The organism is Streptomyces sp. NPDC007088, assembly GCF_042869355.1.
Classification (GTDB): domain Bacteria; phylum Actinomycetota; class Actinomycetes; order Streptomycetales; family Streptomycetaceae; genus Streptomyces.
In genome coordinates, this window is record NZ_JBIAFO010000018.1 from 34,109 (window position 1) to 57,832 (window position 23,724).

Below are 23,724 nucleotides of genomic sequence, written 5' to 3' on the forward strand. Positions count from 1 at the left end.
GGGGCGGCGGGGGGGGGGGGGGGGGGGGCGGCCCCCCCCCCGCCGCCCCGCCCCCGCCCCCCCGGGGGGGCGCCCCCCCGGGACCGGACCCGCGGGACCGCTCGCCCCTAGAGCTTCTCGACCGGCGCGTACCGCAGCAGCAGCCGCTTCGGCTTGGGCTCGCCGAAGTCGACGGTGGCCTCCGCGTTGGACCCGGTGCCCTTGACCCCGACGACCGTGCCGAGGCCGAACTGGTCGTGGGTGACGCGGTCACCGATCGCGAGCGCCACGACCGGCTTCTCCTCCGCGCGCCGCGTAGCGAAGGCCGGCGCCCCCCGCTTGGCGCGCGAGGAGGACAGGGAGGCCGCGATCCCGGAGGCCGGGCCGGTGGCGGCGGGCGCGCCCGCCGATCCCGTGCGCTTCCACTCCAGGTGCTCGGCGGGGATCTCCTCCAGGAACCGCGAGGGCGGGTTGTACTGCGGCTGGCCCCAGGCGCTGCGCAGCGCGGACCGCGTCAGGTAGAGCCGCTCGCGGGCCCGGGTGATGCCGACGTAGGCGAGCCGCCGCTCCTCCTCCAGCTCCTTCGGCTGGCCGAGCGCCCGCATGTGGGGGAAGACGCCGTCCTCCATGCCGGTCAGGAAGACGACGGGGAACTCCAGGCCCTTCGCCGTGTGCAGGGTCATCAGCGTGATGACGCCCGATCCGTCCTCGTCCTCGTCGGGGATCTGGTCGGAGTCGGCGACCAGCGCGACCTGCTCCAGGAACTCGGCGAGCGTGCCGGGCCCCTCCTCCTCGGTCCGGTCCTGCTCGAACTCCAGGGCCACGGCGGCGAGTTCCTGAAGGTTCTCGATGCGGGGCTCGTCCTGGACGTCGGTGGACGCCTGGAGTTCCGCCAGGTAGCCCGTACGCTCCAGGACCGCTTCGAGCACGACGGCCGGGCCCGCGCCGGACTCGACGACGGTGCGCAGCTCCTCCATCAGCGTGTTGAACCGCTTCACGGCGTTCGCCGAGCGGGCCGCCATCCCGTACGCCTCGTCCACGCGGCGCAGCGCCTGCGGGAAGGTGATCTTCTCGCGCTGCGCGAGGGCGTCGATCATCGCCTCGGAGCGGTCGCCGATCCCGCGCTTGGGCACGTTGAGGATGCGGCGCAGCGGGACGCTGTCCTCGGGGTTGGCGAGCACCCGCAGGTAGGCGAGGACGTCGCGGACCTCGCGACGCTCGTAGAAGCGGACCCCGCCCACGATCTTGTAGGGCAGGCCGACGCGGATGAAGATGTCCTCCAGGACACGGGACTGGGCGTTGGTCCGGTAGAAGACGGCGACGTCCCCGGCCCTCGCCTGCCCCTCGTCGGTGAGGCGGTCGATCTCGTCGGCGACGAACTGCGCCTCGTCGTGCTCGGTGTCGGCGACGTACCCGAGGATCTTCGTGCCGGTGCCCGCCTCGGTCCACAGGTTCTTCGGGCGGCGGTTCTCGTTGCGTTCGATGACCGCGTTGGCGGCGGACAGGATGGTCTGCGTGGAGCGGTAGTTCTGCTCCAGCAGGATGGTGCGCGCCTGCGGGTAGTCCTCCTCGAACTGGAGGATGTTGCGGATCGTGGCGCCGCGGAAGGCGTAGATCGACTGGTCGGCGTCGCCCACGACGCACAGCTCGGCCGGGTCGTCGCCCTCCCCGCCGGAGGGGCCGACCAGCTCCTTGACCAGGGTGTACTGGGCGTGGTTGGTGTCCTGGTACTCGTCGACGAGGACGTGCCGGAAGCGGCGGCGGTAGTGCTCGGCGACGTCGGGGAACGCCTGGAGCAGGTGGACGGTCGTCATGATGATGTCGTCGAAGTCCAGCGCGTTGGCCTCGCGCAGCCGCGCCTGGTACATCGTGTACGCCTCGGCGAGCGTCTTCTCGAAGCCTCCCCCGGACTCCGTCCGGGAGGCGCCCCCGGCCACCCTCCCCGCGAACTCCTCGGCGTCGACCAGTTCGTTCTTCAGGTTCGAGATCTGCGCGGTGAAGGACTTCGGCGGGTACCGCTTCGGGTCGAGGTCGAGGTCGCGGCAGACGAGCGCCATGAGCCGCTTGGAGTCGGTCGCGTCGTAGATCGAGAAAGACGAGGTGAACCCGAGCTTCTTCGACTCGCGGCGCAGGATGCGCACGCAGGCGCTGTGGAAGGTGGAGACCCACATCGCGTTGGCGCGGGGCCCGACGAGCTGCTCGACGCGCTCCTTCATCTCCCCGGCGGCCTTGTTGGTGAAGGTGATCGCGAGGATCTGCCCGGGGTGGACCCCGCGCCTGCCGAGCAGGTACGCGATGCGGTGGGTGAGCACGCGGGTCTTGCCCGAGCCGGCGCCGGCCACGATGAGCAGCGGGGAGCCGCTGTGCTCGACGGCGGCGCTCTGCTGCGGGTTCAGCCCCTCCAGCAGCGCCGCGGGGTCGATGACCGGGCGCGGCGCGCCGTCCCGGTAGTACGCGTCCCTGGGCGGCGGCGCGTCGAACCTCCCGTCGAACAGGTCGGCCGGGGCGCTGTCGTCCGGGCCGCTGTCCTCGGGCGGGGGCGGGGGCTCCTCCTCCGCGTGCGCCGTGGAGGCCATGTCCGCCAGGAAACTGTCGTCAAAGAGGCTGCTCATCGCCGTCCGAGTCTAGGCGGCCGCACCGACAACCGGGCCCCGGCCGGGAACTTCGTGCCCCCGCGAGGGCCGGGCCGGGGGGTGCGCGCCCCTTTCCGCCCTGGTCACGGCCGCGCGCCGGGCGGATCGAAGGCGGTCCCGCCCACCGGCCCGCCCCGTCCGCCGACCTGCCCGGCGGGCTTCCCGGCCCCAGCGGCGCACCCCGTACGGGCGCCCCGCCGCGGCCGCCTTCGCGTCAGCGCACCGGTCGACCGCGTGGACGAGCCACGCGTGTACGAGCCACCACGTGGCCGAGCCGGCCCGCCGCGTGGTGGGCCCGGCCCGGCCGGGCGGCACGGCCCCGGCCCCGGCCCCGGCCCCGGCGGATCAGGTCCACAGCACCGCGATGAAGATGTTCACCACGGTGAGCGCGCCCACGGCCGCGAACAGCGGCTTCTCCGCCTTCTCCTCGTCCCGCTTCACGTAGACGAGCCCGAGGACCACGATCAGCACGGCCAGCTTGACGCCGATCTTGAAGGTGTTGACGTGCTGGTCGTCGGCCTGGTTGAGGCCCACCAGGACGACGCCGGTGACGAGCATCGTGAGCGCGCCGTGCAGCATCGCCGGGGTGAAACGCGCCGTGCCCGCGCCCATCGCCTTCATCTGGGTGAGGAAGCCGCCGAGCAGCGCGGCGATCCCGATGATGTGCAGGCCGACGAAGGCATTGATGAGGACATCCATGGGCAGTGAGACTATTCCGGCCCCTCGCCCCCGCCGGAGGCCGCCCCCACCCCCTCGCGCCCCTCCTCAGGAGCCCCCGTCGCCCCGCGCCCTCCCTCAGAAGGCCCCCCCGCCCTCCCGCCGGAGGTCCCGTCCCCTCGCGCCTCCCGCCGTACCCGGCCCGGGAGATCGCCGGGGGCCGCCTCCCTCAGACCAGCCGGCGTGCCGTGGCCCAGCGGGTCAGCTCGTGCCGGTTGGAGAGCTGGAGCTTGCGCAGGACGGCCGAGACGTGCGATTCCACCGTCTTCACCGAGATGAACAGCTCCTTGGCGATCTCCTTGTAGGAGTAGCCCCGGGCGATGAGCCGCAGCACCTCGCGCTCGCGCTGGGTGAGCCGGTCGAGGTCCTCGTCCAGCGGCACCGCCTCGGAGGAGGAGAACGCGTCGAGCACGAATCCGGCGAGCCGCGGGGAGAAGACCGCGTCCCCCTCCTGCACCCGGAAGACCGAGTCGACCAGATCGGTACCGGTGATCGTCTTGGTCACGTAGCCGCGGGCGCCGCCCCGGATCACCCCTATGACGTCCTCGGCCGCGTCGGACACCGACAGGGCCAGGAAGCGGACCGGGTTCACCGGGTCCGAGACGAGGGCCGCACAGCGCTTCAGCACCGTCACGCCCCCGCCGCCCGGCAGGTGCACGTCCAGCAGGACCACCTCCGGCCGGGTCTCCTGGATCACGGCGACCGCCTGGTCCACGTCCGCGGCCTCTCCCACGACCTCGACGCCGGTGCTCTCGGTCCTGCCGATCTCCGCCCGCACCCCGGTACGGAACATCCGGTGGTCGTCCACCAGCACGATCCGCACCCTGCGTCCCGCACCGGCCCCGCCGTCCGCCGCCTCGCCCGTGGGGCCGTCCGTCGCCGTGCCCGTCGGCTCACTCATCGTGTGTCCTCTCCATCTCCAGCTCGACCACGGTCCCGCCGCCCGGGGCGGAACGCAGCACGGCCTTGCCCCCGTTGCGTCTCATCCGGCCGATGATCGACTCCCTGACCCCCATGCGGTCCCCGGGCACCGCCTCCGGGTCGAAACCCGGACCGCGGTCCCGGACGGAGACGAACACATGGCCGTCCTCGACCTCGGCGAACACCTGCACCGCCCCGCCCCCACCACCGTACTTGGCGGCGTTCACCATGGCTTCCCGCGCGGCCTGCATCATCGCCGTCAGCGGCTCGTCCAGCGGGCAGTCCCCCACGACGACCACTTCGAGCGGCACCCCGTGCTTGTCCTCGATCTCCGCCGCCGCCTCGCGCACCGCCTCCGCCAGCTCGGCCGGCTCCTCGTCGGCGTCCTTCCCCGTGCCCTCCGGTCTGTACAGCCACTGCCGCAGATCGCGTTCCTGCGCGCGGGCCAGTCGCCGCACCTCCCCGGGCCGGTCCGCGTTGCGCTGGATCAGCGTCAGCGTGTGCAGCACCGAGTCGTGGACGTGCGCGGCGACCTCGGCCCGCTCCTGCGCCCTGATCCGCATGAGCCGCTCCTCGGAGAGGTCCTGCGTCATGCGGATCAGGTACGGGCCGGCCAGCAGCACGATGCCGACGAACACGGCCAGCGCCGCCTGGAGCACCGAGCCCAGGTGCTGGGCCGAGCCCTGGAGTACGAAGATGACGCAGGCGCCCGTCCCGACGAGCAGGACCCCGGCCGCGGCCCGCAGGACGTCGAGCGTGCGCCGTCTGCCGCCGACCTCGACCCAGCGGGCGCGCCGCGCGTTGTCGGCCTGCCGCCAGACCAGCGCCACCCCCGCGCCCACGAGCAGCGCGGGGATGAGGTAGCCGCGCGCGGTGCCGCCCATGTCGACGCTGTCCACGAACACGACGGCGAGGATCACCAGCGCGAACAGGGCGACGATCTGCCCGCGCCGGTCCTCCTTCCTGGAGAAGCGTCCGCCCCACGACCGGAAGGGGTGACGCGGTGACCAGCCGGCCCGGTACGGTCCCGCCCCGGGCCGCGGCGCGGCCGTCGAGCCGACCCCGCCCACGCCGATCGGGACGAAGAACCAGAAGGCCGCGTAGAGGAGCGCGCCGAGGCCGTTCGCGAGGAACAGGCCGAGGAAGACGAGCCGCACCCAGATCACGGGCAGGGCGAGATGGCCGGCGAGGCCCCGCGCCACTCCCCCCAGCCAGCGGCCCTCGCCGCTGCGATAGAGCCTGCGCGGCGGCCGGTCCGGCGCGTTGGGTGCGGCTGCGGCTTCCGACATGGTCCGATCCTCACACGCGCGCCCGGCGCCCGGCATCAGGGTTCTCCCCGACGACGACCCTGATCTCCCGGGGCCGGTCCCCGAGCGGCCGTGGACCTCCGCCCCGGGGACGCCCGACGGCGCGACGCGCCCGTACGGCTCGGCCGCGACGCACTCGTACGGCTCGGCCGCGACGCGCTCGTACGGCTCGGCCCCCTCGCGGCCCATACGCGTCGCGAGGTGGCCGAGCCGCCCCGGCGGATCTCAATCTCAGGGTCGCGCCAGGGTCATCCCCTATTCGCACGGCGGCCGCGGACCGTCACCATGGAGGCATGACCGACCACCGGACCGGCCCCCCGTCTCCTCCGCGGGCCGGGGGCTCGGGCGATACCGAGCCACCCCTGCGCGGGTTCCGCCGCGACAAGCGGCACAAGGTGCTGGGCGGCATCTGCGCGGGCCTCGCGCGGCGCTGCGATCTCGATCCGGTGATCTTCCGCATCGTGCTGGTCGTGCTCTCGGTGACGGCCGGGGCGGGGCTCGTCTTCTACGGGCTGGTGTGGCTCCTCGTGCCGTACGAGGGCGAGGAGGAGAGCGACGGGCGCAGGCTGCTGACCGGGCGGGTGGACGGTCCCGCGCTCACGGCGGTGCTGTGCGCGCTGGTCGGCTGCGGGCTCTTCGTGTCGATGCTGAACAACGGGGACCTCCTCTTCTTCGCGGGCGTCCTCGGTCTGCTCACGGCGGGCGCGGGGCACTGGTCGCGGCAGCGCGGCGCGGGGGTCCAGGACCCGGCGGCGGCCCAGGCCGTCGCGGACGCCCCGCCCGAGACCCGGGCGCCTCCGGTGACGGACGCGCCCTCGTGGTGGCGTGCCCCCTCTGCCAAGGGGGGCGTCCGGGACGGCGGGACCCCGGCCTACCTGTGGGGCCCGGACGCCGAAAGCGGGGAGCCCGGCACCGGCTTCCCGCCCCCCGGCCCGCACGAGCGGTTCGCCGGGCCCGCGGCGGGCCGGTCCGGGGGCGCGGACGGGGAGGGCGGGGAGCGGCGGCGGCCGCCCCGGATCGGCGGCCTCGTCCTCCTCCTGGCCCTGGTGGCGGGCGCCCTCGGCACGGGGGTGGGCTGGGCGGGCCGGCCGCTGGGCACGAGCCTCGTGGTGGGGCTCTCCCTCGCCCTCGCGGTGTTCGGCCTCGGGATCGTGGTGAGCGCCTTCCTCGGCCGGCTGAGCGCCGGCTCGATCCTGCTGGCGCTCCTGACGACGGGGCTGCTCGTCGGCGCCTCCGCCCTGCCGAAGGACATCAGTGGCGACTGGGTGCGCGGCGAGTGGCGGCCCACGACCGTGGCCGGGGTGCGTCCGGTGTACCGCATCGGCTCCGGTACGGGCCGGCTCGATCTGCGCGAGCTGCCGCTCGGCGAGGACACGGTCGTACGTACCCGGGTGGAGGCCGGGGCGGGCCGGATGGAGGTCCTGGTGCCGCCGGGCACCCGCGTCAAGCTGGACGTGGACATCGGGCTCGGCGACATCCGCCTCCCCGGGGAGCGCGCGGACCAGTTCGAGCTGACCCCCGGCGAGGAGCGCCACGTGACCCTGCCGCCCCGCCCGGGGGCCGCGCGGAGCGGCACCCTGGTCCTGCGGATGCACGTCGGCGCGGGACAGGCGGTGGTGAACCGTGCGCCATGAGGTCCAGCCGGGGCGGCTGTTCCTCGGCCTCACCTTCGTCGCCGTCGCCCTCGTCTACGCGGGGGACGCGGGCGGGGTCTGGGAGAGCCCGTGGTGGCTGGGCGCCCCCGTCCTCGCGGTGGGCGTGCTCCTCGCCGTCGGCGCGGTGTCCGTCACCTACGCGGTGCGCGGCAGGACACCGCGCCGGACGCGGGGACGGGGCCGGTTCCCGCGGGAGGGCGAAGGGACCGGCCCGGGGGCGGACGGGGCCCGCGAGCCGGCGGACGAGGGCTGACCCGCTCCGGCCCGGCGGGGCTCAGCGGCCCCAGGTGCCCAGGCCGGTGCCGGTTCCGGTGCCGCCTCGCGGCCGCCCGCCGCCCGCCCGCCACGCGTCGACCGAGAGGTACGGCGCTCCCGCCAGGATCAGGGGGAGCCAGGCCATGAGGTAGACGAGGTCGTTGCCGTAGTAGTACGGGCTCGCGGACCAGCTGACCGTGAGCCAGAGGCTCAGGGAGATGAGCGCCCCGCCGGCGGCGGCCACCCGCGCGTACACCCCGAAGAAGGTCCCGAGCCCGACAAGGAGTTCACCGATGGCGACGGCGTACCCGAAACCGGCCGGGCTCTTCAGCGCGAGGTCCACGAGCGCGGGGACGCCCGCGTTGTCCCGGACCCCCCGCATGAGGTCGCCGAGGGAGCCGGCCCCGGAGGAGGAGAGGAAGGCGCCGTCGGTCAGCTTGTCGAGTCCGGCGTAGACGAAGGTCACGCCGAGGAAGACCCGGAGCGGGAGGAGGGCGTACCGGCCGAGGGAGTCACGGCGTCGGCCGCCGCCGTACCCGCCGCCGGAGTAGGAGTCCAGGGACGCTCTGCGGTTCATCGGAGGGCCGCCGCCTTTCGGGAGAGCTGGTTGAGCCGTCAACATTCCGGCTCTCCCGACCCTACGCAGACGAGCGCCGGACGGCCCACCCCGGGCGGCCTCGGGCCACAGGAACCGCGGGGCCCGCGCACGCGGCCGTCCGCCCTGGTGTCCTGACTCAGCACGCTAGTCGGCGACGTCCATCCCGCAGCGGTTGCTCTCGACCCCGGCGGCCGTGACGACCTGGACGTCGACCCGGCCCGCCTCGACCTCGGCCGGGATGGGCACGGTGAGCACCGTGTCCGAGGGGTTGGAGAAGCCGCCGGGGACCGGCACGAGCGGTACGTGGACCTGGACGGAACCGATGCGTACGGCCATGCGGGACAGCCCCTGCGGGGTCTCGGCCCCCGGCGGGAGGAAGCCGGCGCCGCGGATCTCGATGTCGTCGCCCGTGCGGATGGGCGCGTCGAGGTCCCCGGCCTCGCGGGCCCGGAGGACGGAGTGGATGACGGGCCGGCCGCCCCCGGTGATCTTCCCGGCGAGGTACGTGGCGGCGGAGACGAGGGCGAGGACGGCGAGGCCCCAGGGCAGGTCGGGCAGTTGTCCGGGCCGCCGGGCGAGCCGCACGGCGCAGAAGACGACGGCGACCCCGTGCAGGAGGACGTACTGCGCGTCGGTGAAGCTGCCGCGGCCCGAGTCGTCGGTGAGCAGGTCGGCGGCGCGCGGCCGGTCCGCGCGCACCTTCTGGAGGTGGCGGCCGCGCACCCGCACCCCCACGACGTGGTGGACGAGGACGGCGACGGCGCAGGTGACGGCCAGGACGGTCACCAGGCCCGCCGCGCGGCCGAGTTCGAGGCCGTCGATCAGTTCCTGGCGCCGCCGGTGCCCGGAGGCCCCGGCGAGTTCCCCGGCGAGGACGAGGACGGAGTAGACGCACAGCAGGAGCCAGACGGCGGCGACGGCCCGGGAGGTGGACAGCCGCTGGTCCTCGCCGATGACCGGGGCGAGCGGTCCGCCGCGCGCGCGGTGCAGGTGGGCGGCGGCCGTCAGCAGGCCCGCGAGGAGGACGGCTGCGGCCAGCGCGGCGGTACGGGCCGTGGTCCAGCCCGCGCCCAGGGCGGTCAGGGCCTCGACGAGCAGCAGGAGGGCGACGCCTCCCCACAGGACGTACAGGGTGCGGGGCCACAGGCGGTGCAGCCAGGCGGCGCCCTCGGCGCGGCCGCGTTCGGCGAGGAGCCGCGCGGACTGGGTCAGTTCGTCGGAGACCCACTGCCGGGAGGCCCCGGCCGAGTGGGCGACGGCGGCGGGCAGCCCGCGCCCCGAGGCGAGTCGCTCCCGCAGGTCGAGGAAGGCGGCCACCGCTCGCCGGTGGCCCTCGCTCGCCCCGAGGGGGCAGTCCCCGCAGACGCACCCGCTCGCGTGGAGCTCTTGTCCCGTGTCCTCCCGCACCGCCACGACCGGATGCCGTCCTTCCACGTGTCCCCCGTGGCGCACCCACGGTCTACTCCTGCGCATACGAACTTCGTTGTGATGCAAGCGAATTGTGCCTCACCCGGACCCCGGAGCGGGAACGGGACGAAGGAGGACCAGGGAGAAGAGGGGGCCGGCGTACGGAGGTTGACGCGGGTGGCGCGGGCGGCCGTCCGGGGCGGCGTACGGGACACGCGATCCCGCCGCGAAAGGTGACAGAAGATGTCGGGTTTCCCGGAAAGACTGCGGTCATGGACATCGAGCAGGGGCCCCAGCGGGGGCGGCACGGACAGCGGAAGGACCGGGTTGACGGGGGGACGGAGGGCGGCGACGCGGCGGCGGGGGTCTCCTGGGCCGGGTTCGCGGCGGCGCGGCCGGAGCTGGCGCGGACGGTGGAGGAGCGGTTCGGGCGGTTCACGCACCACACGCTCGCGACCCTGCGCCGGGACGGTTCGCCCAGGACCAGCGGGATCGAGGTGACCTTCCGGCGCGGGCAGCTGTGGCTCGGGATGATGCCCGGCTCGCTCAAGGGGCGGGACCTGCTGCGCGACCCCCGGTTCGCGCTCCAGGCCAACAACGGACCCGGGCAGGAGATGGGCGGCGGAGACGTCCGGATCTCGGGCCGCGCGGTGCGGGTCGGGGACCCGGCGGCGCTCAGGGCCTTCGTCGAGGACGTGAAGCCGCCCGAGCCCTTCGAGCTGTACCGGGCGGAGCTGACGGAGGTGGTGCGCACCTGGGTGGAGGACCCGGAGATCGTGCTCGACGCGTGGACCCCGGACCGGCCGCTGAGGCTGTTCAGGCGCCGCTGACGAGGAGGCCGGGGCCCGGGTGCGGGAGGTGGCCGGGACACGGGAAGCCGGCCGCGCCGGGCCCGGTCGACGGACCGGGCCACCCGGCGACCGGAGAACCCGACGACCGGAGAACCCGGCGACCGGACCACCCGACGGCCGGGGAACCCGCCCGGGAGGCCAGGCCAGGCCCGGGGCGGGCGGGCGCGTGCGGGGCCTCCCGCCGGAGTGAGACGGGCCGCCCCGGCCGGGCGTCCCACCGCCCAGGACGGGGCCCGGGAGCGGCAGAGGACAGACGACGGACGCCGGTGCCGCCACCGCCCCTCACGGGGGCGGTACGGCACCGGCGTCCCTACGTCGGCGGTGTCACCGGAGGCCGGCGGGCCCGTCAGGCCCCGGTGGTCACTCCCACTCGATGGTCCCCGGCGGCTTGCTGGTGACGTCGAGGACGACGCGGTTGACGTCCTTGACCTCGTTGGTGATGCGGGTGGAGATCCGCTCCAGCGTCTCGTAGGGCAGCCGCGACCAGTCGGCGGTCATGGCGTCCTCGGAGGAGACGGGGCGCAGCACGATCGGGTGGCCGTAGGTGCGGCCGTCGCCCTGGACGCCGACGCTGCGGACGTCGGCGAGCAGCACCACCGGGCACTGCCAGATCTCGCGGTCCAGACCGGCCGCCGACAGCTCCTCGCGGGCGATGGCGTCGGCCTCGCGCAGCAGGTCGAGGCGCTCGCGGGTGACCTCGCCGACGATGCGGATGCCGAGGCCGGGGCCGGGGAAGGGCTGGCGCTGGACGATCTCGTCCGGCAGGCCCAGTTCCTGGCCGACGGCGCGCACCTCGTCCTTGAACAGCTTGCGCAGCGGCTCGATCAGCTGGAACTCGATGTCGTCGGGCAGCCCGCCGACGTTGTGGTGCGACTTGATGTTGGCGGTGCCGGTGCCGCCGCCGGACTCCACGACGTCCGGGTAGAGGGTGCCCTGCACGAGGAAGGCGACCTCCTCGCCGTCGGCGGCGCCCTCGGCGACGATCTCGGCCTGGGCCTGCTCGAAGACCCGGATGAACTCGCGTCCGATGATCTTCCGCTTCTGCTCGGGGTCGCTGACCCCGGCGAGCGCGTCGAGGAAGCGGTCGGCGGCGTCCACGACCTTGAGCTGGACGCCGGTCGCGGCGACGAAGTCCTTCTCGACCTGCTCGGTCTCGCCCTTGCGCATGAGGCCGTGGTCCACGTACACGCAGGTCAGCTGGGAGCCGATGGCCTGCTGCACGAGGGCGGCGGCCACGGCGGAGTCCACCCCGCCGGACAGTCCGCAGATGGCGCGCTTGGTGCCGACCTGGGCGCGGATCTGCTCGATCTGCTCCTCCACGACGTTGGTCGTGGTCCAGTTCGGCTCGATACCGGCGCCCCGGTACAGGAAGTGTTCGAGGACCTGCTGGCCGTGCGTGGAGTGCAGCACCTCGGGGTGGTACTGGACGCCGTACAGCTTCTTCTCGTCGTTCTCGAAGGCGGCGACCGGGACGACGGAGGTCGAGGCGGTCACGTCGAAGCCCTCGGGGGCGGCGGAGCAGGCGTCGCCGTGCGACATCCACACCTGCTGCTCGTCGGGGGTGCCCTCGAAGAGCGTCGAGGCGGACTTGGTCACGGTCAGGCCGGTGCGGCCGTACTCGCGGGCCCCGGAGTTGTCGACGGTGCCGCCGAGCGCCTGGGCCATGGCCTGGAAGCCGTAGCACATGCCGAAGACCGGGACGCCGGCCTCCAGGAGGGCGGGGTCGAGCGCGGGCGCGTTCTCCGCGTAGACCGAGGAGGGCCCACCGGAGAGGATGATCGCGGCGGGGTTCTTCGCGAGCATCTCGTCGGCCGGCATGTCGCTCGGGACGATCTCGCTGAAGACCCGCGCCTCACGGACACGGCGGGCGATGAGCTGGGCGTACTGCGCGCCGAAGTCGACGACCAGGACGGTGTCGGGGGCGGCGTCGGACGCGGGGGACACTGCTGGCACTGCGGCGGCCTTCCGGCGGTTGGAGCGGGGCGTGGTGCGAGGTGCGTACGTGCTGCGGTTGTGGTCGGCGGGGGCGCGCTGCGAGGCCCCTCACCCCGAGCCTGAGCACACACCTCGAACCGGTTTCCACGGAGCCTCGTCAACGATTCTAACGGCGTACGGGTGTCACCCATTCCGCCGCACATCGGGCCGCCCGGGTACCCCGGGTCCTCAGAGCGGGTAGGTGGGGGCATACTGGCTGCCGTGACCAAGCACCTCGGCTTTCTCTTTGTCTATGGCAACCGGCCCGCCGGCTGCCGTGGCCGCGCTGCTTGAGCACACCGAGCGCAGCGACTTCCCAGGCGCCCCGGGCCGACAAGGCCCGGGGCGCCTGCCGTTTCTCCGGACCTCGTCGCCCCGGGGCCCTTCGACCCCGCTCTGACCCCGACCGGACCGAGTACGCACCCGTGCGAGACCGCCGTACGCCACGAGCCGTACGGCACGAAGGAGCCCCGAGATGACCACCACCACCGAGCAGGACGACACCGCGCGGGCCGCCGCCGCGAGCGCGCGGGCCGCCCGCAGGACGTCCACCGCGCCGACCGGCTCCATCCCCGAGCACGGCGAGCTGATCTCCGAGGCGCGCGAGCGGATCGACGCGATCGACGACCGCATCATCGGGCTGATCCAGGAGCGCTCCGCCGTGTCCGCCGTCGTCCAGCGGGCCCGGGTGGAGGCCGGGGGCCGGCGCGTGAACCTGTCCCGCGAGATGGAGGTGCTCACCCACTACCGGGACGCGCTCGGCAGGCCGGGCACCTCGCTCGCCATGACACTGCTGGAGCTGAGCCGGGGCCGCGTCTGAGCACGGACCGCGAGGGCCGGTCCGCTGCGGTCCAGACTGTTCCGGCCGGACGGCCGGAGCGGCGTCCGTACCCGAGTTCGGGCGCCTCTCCCGCCCTCCCGGCCGTGACCGTCCCGGCGAAACGTCGTTGGTCCCGTTGTCCGCGCCGGCCAGGGGCGGGCCCGGACAGACCACGCGCGGCTCCACTGGAGCGATGAGCGTGCGGAGCGGTCCGTACGTCGTGGGACCTCGCTTCGGTGCGGTGACCGGAAGGCAGGGGACAGCGGCCCGGTCGCCCGGGAGGCGGCCGGTTCCGGGGACGCCCGGGACCGTCCGCGCCCGGCCCGCGTGGGCCGTGCCACAGGACCCGCGATCCACCCGCCCCTCCGGGGGCGGTCCAGAGACTTCACCCGGTTTCCCAGCCGGCGGCGCTACCCCCCGGCGCCGCCCACCGCGGCACCGGCACCGCCCTGACGCGGGTGCCGCGGGACGAGAGCCCCGGGGCGGCGACCGCCGCTCCGGGGCTCTCGTGCGCTCCGGGAGCGCCCGGAGGTCCCGGCCGCCCGAGAGCACCCCCGGGCCCCAGCAAGTGGCACACGTCACATAAAGATCCTGTGAGAACACCGCAACCGTGCAGTCCCTTCACAGGTCTTCCATGTGTCAAAGCGGCGCGAGCCGCGGGCGCCCGCGCGGCGGAGCGCCCCAGCCCGCCCCTGACCCCTTGTCCGCGCTGTCCTCGCCGTTCCCACCGCCTGCACCGCCTGCACTGCCTTCACTGCCTTCACTGCCTTCACTGCCTTCACTGCCTTGCGCTGTTCGCACAGTTCGTGCTCATGCTCCACCTACCTTCCGAGGTTCTGATGAAGCTTCGCCGTGCCCTTGTCACCGCCGCCGCGACCGCGGCCATAGCCCCGGTGGCTCTGCTGTCGGCCCCCTCCGCCTTCGCGGTGGCGGAGGAGTCCCCCAGCCCGTCCGTCACCGAGACCGTCACCACCTCGCCCTCCGTCAGCGCCCCGGGTGAGGGCACCCCCTCGGAGTCGGCCCCGCAGAGTTCCTCCCCCTCCCCGTCCGGCTCGGGCACGACGGCCCCCGGCGGGGAGGGCACCGACGCTCCCTCGCCGACCGCCTCCGCGCAGCCCACCGGCGGCACGCCGTCCGCCTCCCCCTCCGGCTCGCCGTCCGGCCCGACGTCCGCCTCACCCTCCGCCGAGCCGTCCGAGCCCTCGGACAAGGTGTGCGAGGACTCGAAGGTCGACGTGGTCTTCAGCGGGCTGCCGGGCAAGATCGCGAAGGGCAGCGGCTGGCACCAGTTCGACGTGACCTTCAGCAACAACTCGAAGTCGACCCTGACCGACCTGGGCTTCTTCGCGGGCGTCGCGGCGGACGAGGAGGGCGAGAAGCTCTTCTCCACGAAGCAGGTCGCGCTCCAGGCGAAGAACCCGGAGACGGGCGCCTGGGAGGCCGTCGAGCTGGAGGGCCAGTCGGTCGACTACCTCGGGTTCGCCGCCTCGCTGAAGGCCGGCTACGAGATCACCATCCCGCTGCGCCTGAACGTCACCGCCTCCGCCCCGGTGGGCGCGGGCTTCTCGCTCGGCGCCGGTGTCTACGCGGACACCGACGGCGACTGCGAGGGCGTCGGCGACAGCGCGTACGCGTTCCAGATCGTCGCCTCCGGCACCGACACGAGCGGCACGAAGCCGCAGGAGGGCGGCAGCATCCCGCTGCCCGCCGAGAAGCCGTCGGCGGGTTCCGCGCCCGAGGTCACCGGCAGCCTCGCCGAGACCGGCGCCGGTTCGGCGCTGCCGAAGATCGGCCTGTTCGGCGGGATCGCCGTCGTCGCCGGCGCCGGCGTGGTCTTCGCGGTGCGCCGCCGGACCTCCGGTGGCGGCGCCGCCGCGTAACACCGCGCGCGGGGCGGGCCGGCCGACCGGGCCGGCCGCCCTCGTGGCACACACGTGAAGGGCCCGCACTCGGAGGGGGGTGCGGGCCCTTCCCGTACGCCGTCCCCGCACGGGGCCCACCGCGCGGGGACGGCCTCAGTCCTCGCGCACCCGCGGCATCCCGAGGAACGGCAGGCGCAGCGCGCCGAAGGCCGTGTCCGGTACGGCGGGCGAGTCCGGGGCCACGGGCGCCAGCCGCTCGTACGCCGCGCCCTGCGCCGGACGCGGGTCCCGCTCCCCCTTGTTGGGCCACAGCGACATCGCGCGCTCGGCCTGCGCGGTGATGGTCAGTGAGGGGTTCACGCCGAGGTTCGCGGAGACGGCGGAGCCGTCCACGACCGAGACGCCGGGGTGCCCGTAGAGCCGGTGGTAGGGGTCGACGACGCCCTCCTCGGGGCTCGCGCCGATCGGGCAGCCGCCGAGGAAGTGGGCGGTGAGCGGGGTGCCCATGAGTTCGCCTATGTTGCTGCCCGCGAAGCCGTTGATGTCCTTCGCGATGAGGCTCGCCGCCTCGGTCGCGGCCCGGATCTGGGACGGGTTGGGGGCGCCGTGTCCCTGCCGCGCGGTGAGCAGCCCCTTTCCCGGTCCGCTCGTACGGCGGTACGTGGTCAGCGAGTTGTCGAGGGACTGCATGACGAGGCCGATGATGGTCCGCTCCGACCAGCGCCGGTTGGACAGGGAGCGCGCGGTGAGCACCGGGTGGCGCAGGCTGTGGGCGAACCAGCCGAGGGCGCGCGGCATCCGCTCGGCGTAGGGCACCTGGAGGATGGTGAGCCCGCCCATCGCGTTGGACTTCCTGCCGTAGCGCACCGGCTCGATGTGGGTGTGCTCGTCGGGGTGGACGGACGAGGTGATGGCGACGCCCCGGGTGAAGTCGGGCGATTCCCCGTGCCGGGCGCGGTAGCGGCGCTCGGTGGTCTGCGAGCCCACCAGGGCCTCGGAGTTGGTACGGGTGAGGCTGCCGAGCCGGGCGGAGACGCGGGGCAGCAGTCCGCCGTCGCGCATACGGTGCAGGAGGGTCTGGGTGCCGTAGGTCCCGGCGGCGAGGACGACGTGGCGGGCGGTGAGGACCCGGCCCCGGCCCCGGCGGCGGTCGTCGGTGGGCAGGGTGCCGACGGCGTAGCCGCCGCGGGAGTCCTCGGTGAGGGTGACGACGCTGGTCAGCGGGTGGATGACGGCCCCGCCGCGTTCGGCGAGGTACAGGTAGTTCTCGTTCAGGGTGTTCTTGGCGCCGTGCCGGCAGCCCGTCATGCACTCACCGCACTCGGTGCAGGCGCGGCGCGCGGGCCCGGCCCCGCCGAAGTACGGGTCGGGGCTCTCGGCCCCGGGCGCGGCCCGTACGGTGCCGTCCGCGTCCTGCCCGTCGCCGAAGAACACGCCCACGGGGGCGAGGTGGAAGGTGTCGCCCACGCCCATGGCCTCGGCGGCGTTCCTCAGGTGCACGTCGGAGGGCGTGACCGTCGGGTTGAGCCGTACGCCGAGCATCCGCCTGGCCTGCTCGTAGTACGGCTTCAGCTCCTCGGACCAGTCGGTGATGTCCTTCCACTGCGGGTCCTCGAAGAACGGGCGGGGCGGTACGTAGAGGGTGTTGGCGTAGTTGAGGGAGCCGCCGCCGACCCCGGCGCCCGCGAGCACCATGACCTTGCCGAGCAGGTGGATGCGCTGGATTCCGTACAGTCCGAGCGCGGGCGCCCACAGGTAGTTCCTGAGGTCCCAGGAGTTGCGCGGCAGGCTCTCCCGGGTGAAGCGGCGCCCGGCTTCGAGTACGCCGACGCGGTACCCCTTCTCGGTCAGCCGCAGGGCGCTCACCGCCCCGCCGAAGCCGGACCCGACGACGATCACGTCGTAGTCGTAGTCGTAGTCGTACGCGTGCGCGCCCTCGCCGTCCTGGCCGTGGTCCCGGTGGCCGCCGGACGGGTTCTCGGCACGGCTGTCCCCTGGCATGGGCCCTCCTCGTCGAACGCCGCTGGTCTGTCGGGGTGTCGGGGTGGTGTGCTCAGCGCAGGCGGAACGCCTTCATGAGCTTGAGGCCGCGGGTCATGAGCGCCGCGTACTGCGCGTCGTCCAGTCCGAAGGACGGCGCCATCGGCATGAGCCGTTGTTCGGCGACGGTCTGGGCCTCGGTGAACTTGTAGAGGCCCTCGGAGCCGTGGCGGCGGCCGATGCCGGACTCCTTCATGCCGCCCATGGGCGACTGGACGCTGCCGTAGGCGGGGGCGTAGCCCTCGTTGAGGTTGACGGTGCCGGTGCGCAGCCGGCCCGCGATCCGCCGCCCGCGCCGCGCGTCCTTGGTCCACACGCTCGAATTGAGGCCGTACGGCGTGGCGTTGACGCGTTCGACGACCTCGTCCTCGTCCTGGAAGCGGTAGAGGGAGACGACCGGGCCGAAGGTCTCCTCGGCGCACACGGCCATCGGCGCCTCGACGCCGCTCAGGACGGTCGGCTCGAAGAAGTAGGGGCCGATGTCGGGCCGGGCCACCCCGCCCGCGAGGAGCGTGGCGCCCTTCTCGACGGCCTCCTCGACGTGTCGGGTCACCGTCTCCAGCTGCCGCTGCCCGGCGAGGGAGCCCATGTCGGCGCCGTAGCTGAGGGAGGTGCCGAGCCGCATCGCCCTGACGCGGGCGAGGAAGCGTGCGGTGAAGGCGTCGGCGACGGACTCGTGGACGTACAACCGCTCGATGGAGACGCACAGTTGGCCGGCGGAGGAGAAGCAGGCGCGGATCGCCCCGGCGGCGGCCTTCTCGATGTCGGCGTCCTCCAGGACGAGCATCGCGTTCTTGCCGCCGAGTTCGAGCGAGGAGCCCACGAGCCGGGCCGCCGCGCGCTGGGCGACCTCGCGGCCGGTGCGGGTCGATCCGGTGAACGAGATGTAGTCGCCGTGCTCGACGACCGCGGGGCCGACCACCGCCCCCTCGCCGATCACGACCTGGAAGACCTCGGCCGGAAGTCCCGCCTCGATGAGCAGGTCACGGGCCCACAGGGCGCTCAGCGCGGTCTCCGTGTCGGGCTTCATGACGACGGCGTTGCCAGCGACGAAGGCGGGGAGGGCGTCGCCCACGGACAGTTCGAAGGGGTAGTTCCACGGGGCGATCTGCCCGATCACGCCGCGCGGCTGCCGCTGCTCGGTCACCTTGGTGAGCACCGGCACGGCCCCGGTGTGGCGCTTGGGCCGCAGGTAGGCGGGCGCCCTGCGGCCGTAGTGCCGGGCCGCGATGACGACGGCCTGGAGCTCCTCGTGGGCGTGCAGCCGGGTCTTGCCGGTCTCCAGCTGGACGAGGTCGAGGATCTCGGCCTGCCGCTGGAGCACCAGATCGTGGAAGCGCAGCAGGACGGCGGCGCGCTGCCCCACCGGGGTCGCGGCCCATACGGGCTGCGCGGCGCGGGCCCGGTCGAAGGCGGTGCGGACGTCCTCGGGCGAGGACTCGGGGAGGTCGGCGAGCTTCTCCCCGGTGAACGGGGAGTGGTTCGCCGTGCGGCCCGAGCCGACGACGCCCCGGGTGAGCTGCGCGACCACCTCGGGAGTCACCACGTCGGCCGCCGTGCGGGCGCCCTCCGGGGCGGGGGCCTTCGGGTTGGTGCGGGCGGTGGCGGCCGGTGCGTACGAGTCCGTCATGAGCGTGAGCGTACGACTTCGGGCGGAGTTTTGGGTACCCGCCGGTAACACCTTTCCGTGGCCCCGCCTCGTTGCCAGCGATCACTGGCAGCAAAGGGCCTGATCAGCGCGGGAGGGAGGCGGAAGAGGCGCGCGGAAAGTACGGAGGGCGGGGGGGGAGCCGGGCGGAGAGGGCGGGGGACGGGAGGCGCGCGGCAGGAGCCGGGAGACGGGAGGCGCGCGCCTCCCCTCCCTCCCGCGCGCCCGCCTCCCGGGCGCCCGCCTGCCGGGCGCCTCTCGCCCGCGCGCCCGCCTGCCTCCCTCCCCTCACCAGTCCTTGATACGGAAGGTGCGGACGAGGTCGTCGAAGAGCCGGTCGCCGTCCTCGCGGGCGGCGCCCTTGGCGGGCAGTTCGAGGGCGACGCTCCAGTAGACCTTGGCGTCCTTCGGGTCGTTGACGACGCGTTCGTGCCGGAGCTTCCTGATCTGGTTGTTGCCGCTGGGCGGGCCGTCGTACTCGACGAGGTTGTCGAAGACCTCCTTGGCCCCCGCGTACGCGGTCCTGGTCTGGGTGACCCGGGGCTCGTTGAGGCCGGCCCCGGTGGGGGTGTCGGTCTCGTAGAAGGTCTTCCACTCCTCCCGGGTGCGGCGCTGCGGCTTCTCGGTGTCCTCGGCGAGGTCGACGCGGGCGAAGGTGATCGTGAAGACCCCGCTCGGGTCGTAGTACTGGACGCTCTGCCCGTCGGTCCCCGCGACCCTGCGGTACTCCTCGGGCACGGCGAGGTCGGCGTGCAGCACCTCGCTCTCGGGCCGCACCTGCCAGCCCGCCGGCAGCGGGTCCTCCTTCGCGAACGGGTCGACGAGCAGCAGCACGAGGGCCACGGCGAGGACCAGCACCCCGGCGCCCAGCCCCCACTGGGCGGGCCGGTTGCGGTGCAGGACGGGCGGCACCCAGCGGTTCCCGCCCCCGTCCCCGCCGCTCCCGCTCTCGTTCCCGCCGCCGGAGGGCTCGTACAGCGGCCGGGTCGGTGCGGGCGGCAGGGCGGCGACGGCGGCCAGTCGCCGCCGTACCTCGGCGGCCGGGGGCCGCGCGGCCGGGTCCTTGCGCAGCAGTTCCACGATGACCGCCGCGAGCGGGCCCGGAGCGCGGGCGGGCGGCTGCGGGGCGGCGGACAGGACGGCCTGGAGCGTCGCGGGGGTGTGCGAGCGGCGGTACGGGGACACGCCCTCGACCGCCGCGTACAGCACGACGCCGAGCGACCACAGGTCCGAGGCCGGTCCGGGGCGCTGCCCGAGGACCCGTTCGGGCGCGATGTACTCCGGGGAGCCGATGAACGCGCCCGTCTCGGTGAGCGGCGCCTCGCCCTCGATCTGCGCGATACCGAAGTCGGTGAGGACGACGCGGCCGTCCGGGGAGAGCAGGACGTTGTCGGGTTTCACGTCGCGGTGCAGGACGCCCCGCTGGTGCGCGGCCTCCAGCGCCCCGGCCACGTCATGTCCGATGCCGGCCGCCTCGCGCGGGTCGAGGGTGCCCTCTTCCAGCCGGTCGCCGAGGGACTGCCCGCGGACGAGTTCCATCACGACCCACGGCCGGCCCTCCTCCTCGACCACGTCGTGCACCGTCACGACGGACGGGTGGTCGACCCGGGCGGCGGCCCGCGCCTCGCGCTGCATGCGCAGGTGGGCGGTGCGCCGTTCGGCCTCGCTCAGGTGCTCGGGCAGCCGGGGCTCCTTGACGGCGACCTCGCGGTCCACGACCTCGTCGTGGGCGCGCCACACCGTGCCCATCCCGCCGTGCCCGAGCCGCGACAGGAGCCGGTAGCGGCCACCGATCCGGCGCTGCGGCTCCCCGGGCCCGGTCGCGGGTGCGGCGGGCGCGGCGGGTGCGGCGGGCGGCCCCGGTACGTACGGCGCGGAGTGCTCGTACGGCGCGGAGTGCTCCTCGGCGGGCCGGGGCGGCCGGAGCTGGTAACTGGTGGGCTCGGTCGGCCCCTCGGTCGGTCCCCCGTGGTTCGTCATGGGCACATCCTGACGAACCAGCCGCCCCGTGTACCACCGCCGGGCGCGAGCGGATGCAGCACCGTGACATAGCGTCCCGCCCCGCTCGGCCCGCCCCGCTCGGCCCGCCGGGCGCGGCGGCCGGTTCAGCCGACCTTGTACGAGGCGAGCGCCTGGTCGTAGTAGCGGGTCACGTCGTCGCGGTCGGCGTCCAGGCCGCGCACCTGGACGACGTGGTACTTGCCGCCCACGATCATCACCATGTTCCGCGCGAACACGTCACCGTCGCCGCCCTGCCAGGTGAACTGCCCCTCGGCCATCTTCCGGCCGCCCTCGTCGATCTCCCGCATGCCGTTGGAGGTCGACCATGTCGAGTCGCGGAAGGGCTGCGTCTCGGGCTCCGTCTCCCGCTGGTAGCGCAGCAGGTCGGTGCCGAACTTCCCGGTGCTGTCCCGGCCGGGCACCACGATCAGCTCGAAGTCCCCGCTGGTGTACCTCACTTGACCGGCGGCGTTGCGGGCGTGGCGGGTCCAGCCCTTCGGTACGGCGATCTCGAAGCCGGTCGAGTCCTTCTGGAGCGTGTACCCGGCGGGCGCCTTCGCGCTCTTGCCGCCCTGCTCCTTCTGGTCGCCCTGGTCCGCTTCCCCGTCCTTCTTCTCGTCCTGGCCCCCGGGGGCCTTCGACTCCTGGGGCGCGGCCGGGGCGGAGCCGGTGGGCGTCGCGGAGGAATCGTTCTTCCCCGGCCCGCCGACCGAGCCGGGCGCGTGACTCATCCCGGCGCCGGCCCGGTTCGCGTCGTCCGCCTTCGGCATGAAGGCCATCGCGTAGACGACCGTGCCGCTCAGCAGCAGGAAGACCGCGAGGAGCAGGACCTTCCCGAGCGAGCGGGGGGCACGCTGCCGGGACGCACTCGGCGTCCGCCGCTGCCTGGGCGGTTTCGGCTCGCGCGGCGGCTGCGGCGGCTGTGGCGACCGCGTGGCGCCCTCCGGCCCGGGGGCGGGGCCGCGCGCGCGGCGGTGGCGCGCGTTGGCGGCGGCCTCGGCCTTCGCGCGGCGCTTGCGGCGCCGGACGAGTTCGCCCTTGCGCCGTACGATCGGCAGGCTCCCGCTGTCGTACGCGGGGGCGGGCACGACGTAGGTACCGGCCTCCGGTTCGGGCGCCGAGCGGATCAGGGAGCGCAGCCAGCCGCGCAGCTCCTCGAAGTCGGGCCGCTCGGTCGGGTCCTGGCGCAGCAGCGACTCGACGACGGGCCGCAGCGGGCCGCACTCCTCGGCGAAGGCGGGCGGCTCCGAGCACACCATCTGCACGAGTTCCGCCGTGCTGTCCTCGGGGTAGGGCGCGAAGCCCTGCACCGCGCGGAACAGCAGGACGCCGAGCGCCCACAGGTCGGTCGCGGGGCCCACGGGCGCGGCGAGCTGCCAGTTTCCGCGCACCGGCCCGGCCTGCTCGGGGGCCCAGCGTTCGGTGACCGCGCCGACGACGACCATGCGCGCCTGCCGGGCCCGTTCGGCGGCGACCGCCGTCGCGGGACCCTTGTGGAGAGGCTCGGGCTCCCGCCCCGCGGCCTCCTCCGCCCACGGGGAATCCGGCGTCGCGCCCCGCGGCCCGTACCCCTGCGGCGGTACGGGTCCGGGGACGGCGCCCGGCGGCAGCCCGGGGCCGACGGCCGGGCCCCGCTCGTAGTGCGGGGGCAGCGGCAGGGGCGGTACGGCCTGTGGCGGGACGGGCGCCGCCCCGGGCACCCCGGCCCAGGCGGAGCGCGCCGACGGGTCCTCCGCGGCCGGCCCGGGGTCCTCGGGGCCGGGGCCCCGGGAGCCGGGGTCCAGGGCGCCCGGGTCGTGGGCGCCCGGGTCCTGAGCGGGCGCCCCGCGCGGCGCCGCCCCGTGCCAACTGCCTGTGCCAGTGGGCCCGTTGCCCGGTCTGTCCTGCTGCACTCCGTACGGATCGCTTATCCGGCCGGGGACTTCGGGCTCGGGGGCGGCGGCGGGCCGCGGGTTCCCGGTGTCCGGAGCGCCCTCGGCGGCCGGTCGCTCCCGCGCGGTGTCCGGCGCCGTACGGGCCGCACCGGCCCCTTGCCCCGCCTGGGCGCGGGCGGCGGCGCGGGCCCCCGCCCGGTAGGCGGCGATCGCCCCGGCGCGGGCCGCGCGCGCGTCGTACTCGCCTCCGGCGGGCGGCAGCGCGGGCACCGACGCGCTCGCGGCGGGGCCCACCGCGGGCGGCGCGCCGTGCGAGGCCGGGGCCACCGGCGGACCGGGGGGCGTGCCCGCGGAGCGGCCGGGCGCGGCGTACCGCGGGGGCGGCGGCGAGGCGAGCGCCCACGCGGGAAGCTCCCCGCCGACCGGGCCGCCCGGACCGCCGCCGTATCCGTGGCCGGGGCTGCCCGGGGCCCCCGTACCGGAGGCGGGGATCGCGCCCCGGGGCGCGGGGCCCTCGGCGCCCGCGCCCTGTTCCACGGCGGACCGCTCGGGCACCGGGTCGTAGCCGCTCAGGGCCTCCTCGGCGGCGCCCGCCGCGAGGCCGGTCAGGACGACGCGGCCGTCCTCGCACACGAGGACGGTGCGCGCGGTGATGTTGCGGTGCACCCAGCCGTGCGCGTGCAGGGCGCGCAGCGCGGTGAGGACGTCGGCGGCGACCTCGGCGGCGCGGTACGGGTTGAGCGGGCGGTCGGCGAGGAGCGTGGCGAGCGAGCGGGCGCGCAGGCGTTCGCTGACGATCCACAGCGAGCCGCCCTCGGCGAAGACGTCGAAGACCTGATCGAGCCGGGGGTGGTCGGGAACCTGGGCGGCGGCCTGCGCGGCCTCCAGGGCGCGCCGGACCACGGGGTCGGCGGGCCTGCGGGTGGCCCGCCCGGCGGGGCGGCGGGCGGCGGGCCCGCCGGGGCGGTCGGTGTCGAGGAACTCGGCCTCGACGGTCTCGGGCAGCGGTATCTGCCGGACCAGGACCTCCTGGCCGCTGTAGGTGTCGAAGGCGGCCGACTCGCTGAACTCCGCGTATCCGTCCGGGTGCTCGGGGTCGGACAGCGGTAAACGGTAGCGGTCGGCGAGCACCCGTCCCGCGTAGTCGTCCACAACGCCTCCCCCACCGTGGTGGTCAATTCC

General features: G+C 74.7%; 16 protein-coding genes. 5 read left to right on the plus strand and 11 right to left on the minus strand.

The annotated features are described in order from the left end of the window. Positions 1-107: 107 nt before the first annotated feature. The 4 genes from pcrA to ACFYMP_RS24900 form a co-directional block, all read right to left on the minus strand. Positions 108-2,591 carry a DNA helicase PcrA gene (gene pcrA, locus ACFYMP_RS24885; protein WP_388861621.1) on the minus strand — a complete coding sequence of 828 codons (2,484 nt, stop codon included), beginning with the start codon at positions 2,589-2,591 and terminating at the stop codon, positions 108-110. A gap of 366 nt (positions 2,592-2,957) precedes the next feature. Next, positions 2,958-3,311 carry a hypothetical protein gene (locus ACFYMP_RS24890; RefSeq protein ID WP_388861623.1) on the minus strand — a complete coding sequence of 118 codons (354 nt, stop codon included), beginning with the start codon at positions 3,309-3,311 and terminating at the stop codon, positions 2,958-2,960. Between the two features lie 187 nt (positions 3,312-3,498). Then, complete coding sequence (locus ACFYMP_RS24895; protein WP_388861625.1) at positions 3,499-4,230, minus strand: LuxR C-terminal-related transcriptional regulator; 732 nt, start codon at positions 4,228-4,230, stop codon at positions 3,499-3,501. Further along, positions 4,223-5,539 (minus strand): PspC domain-containing protein, encoded by a 1,317-nt coding sequence (locus ACFYMP_RS24900; RefSeq protein ID WP_388861627.1) that lies wholly within the window; start codon positions 5,537-5,539, stop codon positions 4,223-4,225. The genes ACFYMP_RS24895 and ACFYMP_RS24900 overlap by 8 nt, the downstream gene beginning before the upstream one ends. A 311-nt stretch (positions 5,540-5,850) precedes the next feature. On the opposite strand from ACFYMP_RS24900, the gene ACFYMP_RS24905 reads away from it, so the two are divergent. After that, on the plus strand, positions 5,851-7,191 hold the full coding sequence (locus ACFYMP_RS24905; protein ID WP_388861629.1) for a PspC domain-containing protein: 1,341 nt from the start codon (positions 5,851-5,853) through the stop codon (positions 7,189-7,191). Further along, positions 7,181-7,465: a hypothetical protein gene (locus tag ACFYMP_RS24910; protein WP_388861631.1), complete on the plus strand. Its 285-nt coding sequence runs from the start codon at positions 7,181-7,183 to the stop codon at positions 7,463-7,465. Before ACFYMP_RS24905 ends, ACFYMP_RS24910 begins: the two co-directional genes overlap by 11 nt. Positions 7,466-7,486: 21 nt before the next feature. Here the strand turns inward: ACFYMP_RS24910 and ACFYMP_RS24915 are convergent, their stop codons facing one another. Both ACFYMP_RS24915 and ACFYMP_RS24920 read right to left on the minus strand, forming a co-directional pair. After that, complete coding sequence (locus tag ACFYMP_RS24915) at positions 7,487-8,044, minus strand: DoxX family protein (RefSeq protein WP_388861633.1); 558 nt, start codon at positions 8,042-8,044, stop codon at positions 7,487-7,489. A 165-nt stretch (positions 8,045-8,209) separates the two neighbouring features. Then, positions 8,210-9,538, minus strand: a complete 1,329-nt coding sequence (locus ACFYMP_RS24920; protein WP_388861635.1) for a hypothetical protein — start codon at positions 9,536-9,538, stop codon at positions 8,210-8,212. 206 nt (positions 9,539-9,744) lie between these two features. On the opposite strand from ACFYMP_RS24920, the gene ACFYMP_RS24925 reads away from it, so the two are divergent. After that, on the plus strand, positions 9,745-10,302 hold the full coding sequence (locus ACFYMP_RS24925; protein ID WP_388861637.1) for a pyridoxamine 5'-phosphate oxidase family protein: 558 nt from the start codon (positions 9,745-9,747) through the stop codon (positions 10,300-10,302). A 381-nt stretch (positions 10,303-10,683) separates the two neighbouring features. On the opposite strand, the gene guaA is transcribed toward ACFYMP_RS24925, so the two are convergent. Further along, the gene (guaA, locus tag ACFYMP_RS24930; RefSeq protein ID WP_388861639.1) at positions 10,684-12,276 is read right to left on the minus strand and encodes a glutamine-hydrolyzing GMP synthase; all 1,593 of its coding nucleotides are present in this window, start codon (positions 12,274-12,276) and stop codon (positions 10,684-10,686) included. Positions 12,277-12,772: 496 nt separating this feature from the next. On the opposite strand from guaA, the gene ACFYMP_RS24935 reads away from it, so the two are divergent. Next, positions 12,773-13,117 carry a chorismate mutase gene (locus ACFYMP_RS24935; protein ID WP_388861641.1) on the plus strand — a complete coding sequence of 115 codons (345 nt, stop codon included), beginning with the start codon at positions 12,773-12,775 and terminating at the stop codon, positions 13,115-13,117. Positions 13,118-13,956: 839 nt separating this feature from the next. After that, the gene (locus tag ACFYMP_RS24940; protein ID WP_388861643.1) at positions 13,957-14,997 is read left to right on the plus strand and encodes a hypothetical protein; all 1,041 of its coding nucleotides are present in this window, start codon (positions 13,957-13,959) and stop codon (positions 14,995-14,997) included. 135 nt (positions 14,998-15,132) lie between these two features. On the opposite strand, the gene ACFYMP_RS24945 is transcribed toward ACFYMP_RS24940, so the two are convergent. From ACFYMP_RS24945 to ACFYMP_RS24960, 4 genes are all read right to left on the minus strand, one after another. After that, positions 15,133-16,980, minus strand: coding sequence for a GMC oxidoreductase (locus tag ACFYMP_RS24945; protein ID WP_388861645.1), 1,848 nt, complete (start codon positions 16,978-16,980; stop codon positions 15,133-15,135). A gap of 52 nt (positions 16,981-17,032) precedes the next feature. Next, positions 17,033-18,649: a succinic semialdehyde dehydrogenase gene (locus ACFYMP_RS24950; RefSeq protein ID WP_388861647.1), complete on the minus strand. Its 1,617-nt coding sequence runs from the start codon at positions 18,647-18,649 to the stop codon at positions 17,033-17,035. Between the two features lie 306 nt (positions 18,650-18,955). Next, positions 18,956-20,647 carry a serine/threonine-protein kinase gene (locus ACFYMP_RS24955; RefSeq protein ID WP_388861649.1) on the minus strand — a complete coding sequence of 564 codons (1,692 nt, stop codon included), beginning with the start codon at positions 20,645-20,647 and terminating at the stop codon, positions 18,956-18,958. Between the two features lie 125 nt (positions 20,648-20,772). Continuing rightward, on the minus strand, positions 20,773-23,694 hold the full coding sequence (locus ACFYMP_RS24960; protein WP_388861651.1) for a protein kinase: 2,922 nt from the start codon (positions 23,692-23,694) through the stop codon (positions 20,773-20,775). Between the last annotated feature and the right edge of the window lie 30 nt (positions 23,695-23,724).

Excerpts from the sequence above, each read along its gene's own strand:
- ACFYMP_RS24900 (WP_388861627.1), bottom strand. The coding sequence starts at position 5,539 with ATGTCGGAAGCCGCAGCCGCACCCAACGCGCCGGACCGGCCGCCGCGC.
- ACFYMP_RS24925 (WP_388861637.1), top strand. The coding sequence starts at position 9,745 with ATGGACATCGAGCAGGGGCCCCAGCGGGGGCGGCACGGACAGCGGAAG.
- ACFYMP_RS24940 (WP_388861643.1), top strand. The coding sequence starts at position 13,957 with ATGAAGCTTCGCCGTGCCCTTGTCACCGCCGCCGCGACCGCGGCCATA.
- ACFYMP_RS24955 (WP_388861649.1), bottom strand. The coding sequence starts at position 20,647 with ATGACGAACCACGGGGGACCGACCGAGGGGCCGACCGAGCCCACCAGT.
- ACFYMP_RS24945 (WP_388861645.1), bottom strand. The coding sequence starts at position 16,980 with ATGCCAGGGGACAGCCGTGCCGAGAACCCGTCCGGCGGCCACCGGGAC.
- pcrA (WP_388861621.1), bottom strand. The coding sequence starts at position 2,591 with ATGAGCAGCCTCTTTGACGACAGTTTCCTGGCGGACATGGCCTCCACG.
- ACFYMP_RS24950 (WP_388861647.1), bottom strand. The coding sequence starts at position 18,649 with ATGACGGACTCGTACGCACCGGCCGCCACCGCCCGCACCAACCCGAAG.
- ACFYMP_RS24920 (WP_388861635.1), bottom strand. The coding sequence starts at position 9,538 with ATGCGCAGGAGTAGACCGTGGGTGCGCCACGGGGGACACGTGGAAGGA.
- ACFYMP_RS24935 (WP_388861641.1), top strand. The coding sequence starts at position 12,773 with ATGACCACCACCACCGAGCAGGACGACACCGCGCGGGCCGCCGCCGCG.
- ACFYMP_RS24890 (WP_388861623.1), bottom strand. The coding sequence starts at position 3,311 with ATGGATGTCCTCATCAATGCCTTCGTCGGCCTGCACATCATCGGGATC.
- ACFYMP_RS24895 (WP_388861625.1), bottom strand. The coding sequence starts at position 4,230 with ATGAGTGAGCCGACGGGCACGGCGACGGACGGCCCCACGGGCGAGGCG.
- ACFYMP_RS24915 (WP_388861633.1), bottom strand. The coding sequence starts at position 8,044 with ATGAACCGCAGAGCGTCCCTGGACTCCTACTCCGGCGGCGGGTACGGC.
- ACFYMP_RS24905 (WP_388861629.1), top strand. The coding sequence starts at position 5,851 with ATGACCGACCACCGGACCGGCCCCCCGTCTCCTCCGCGGGCCGGGGGC.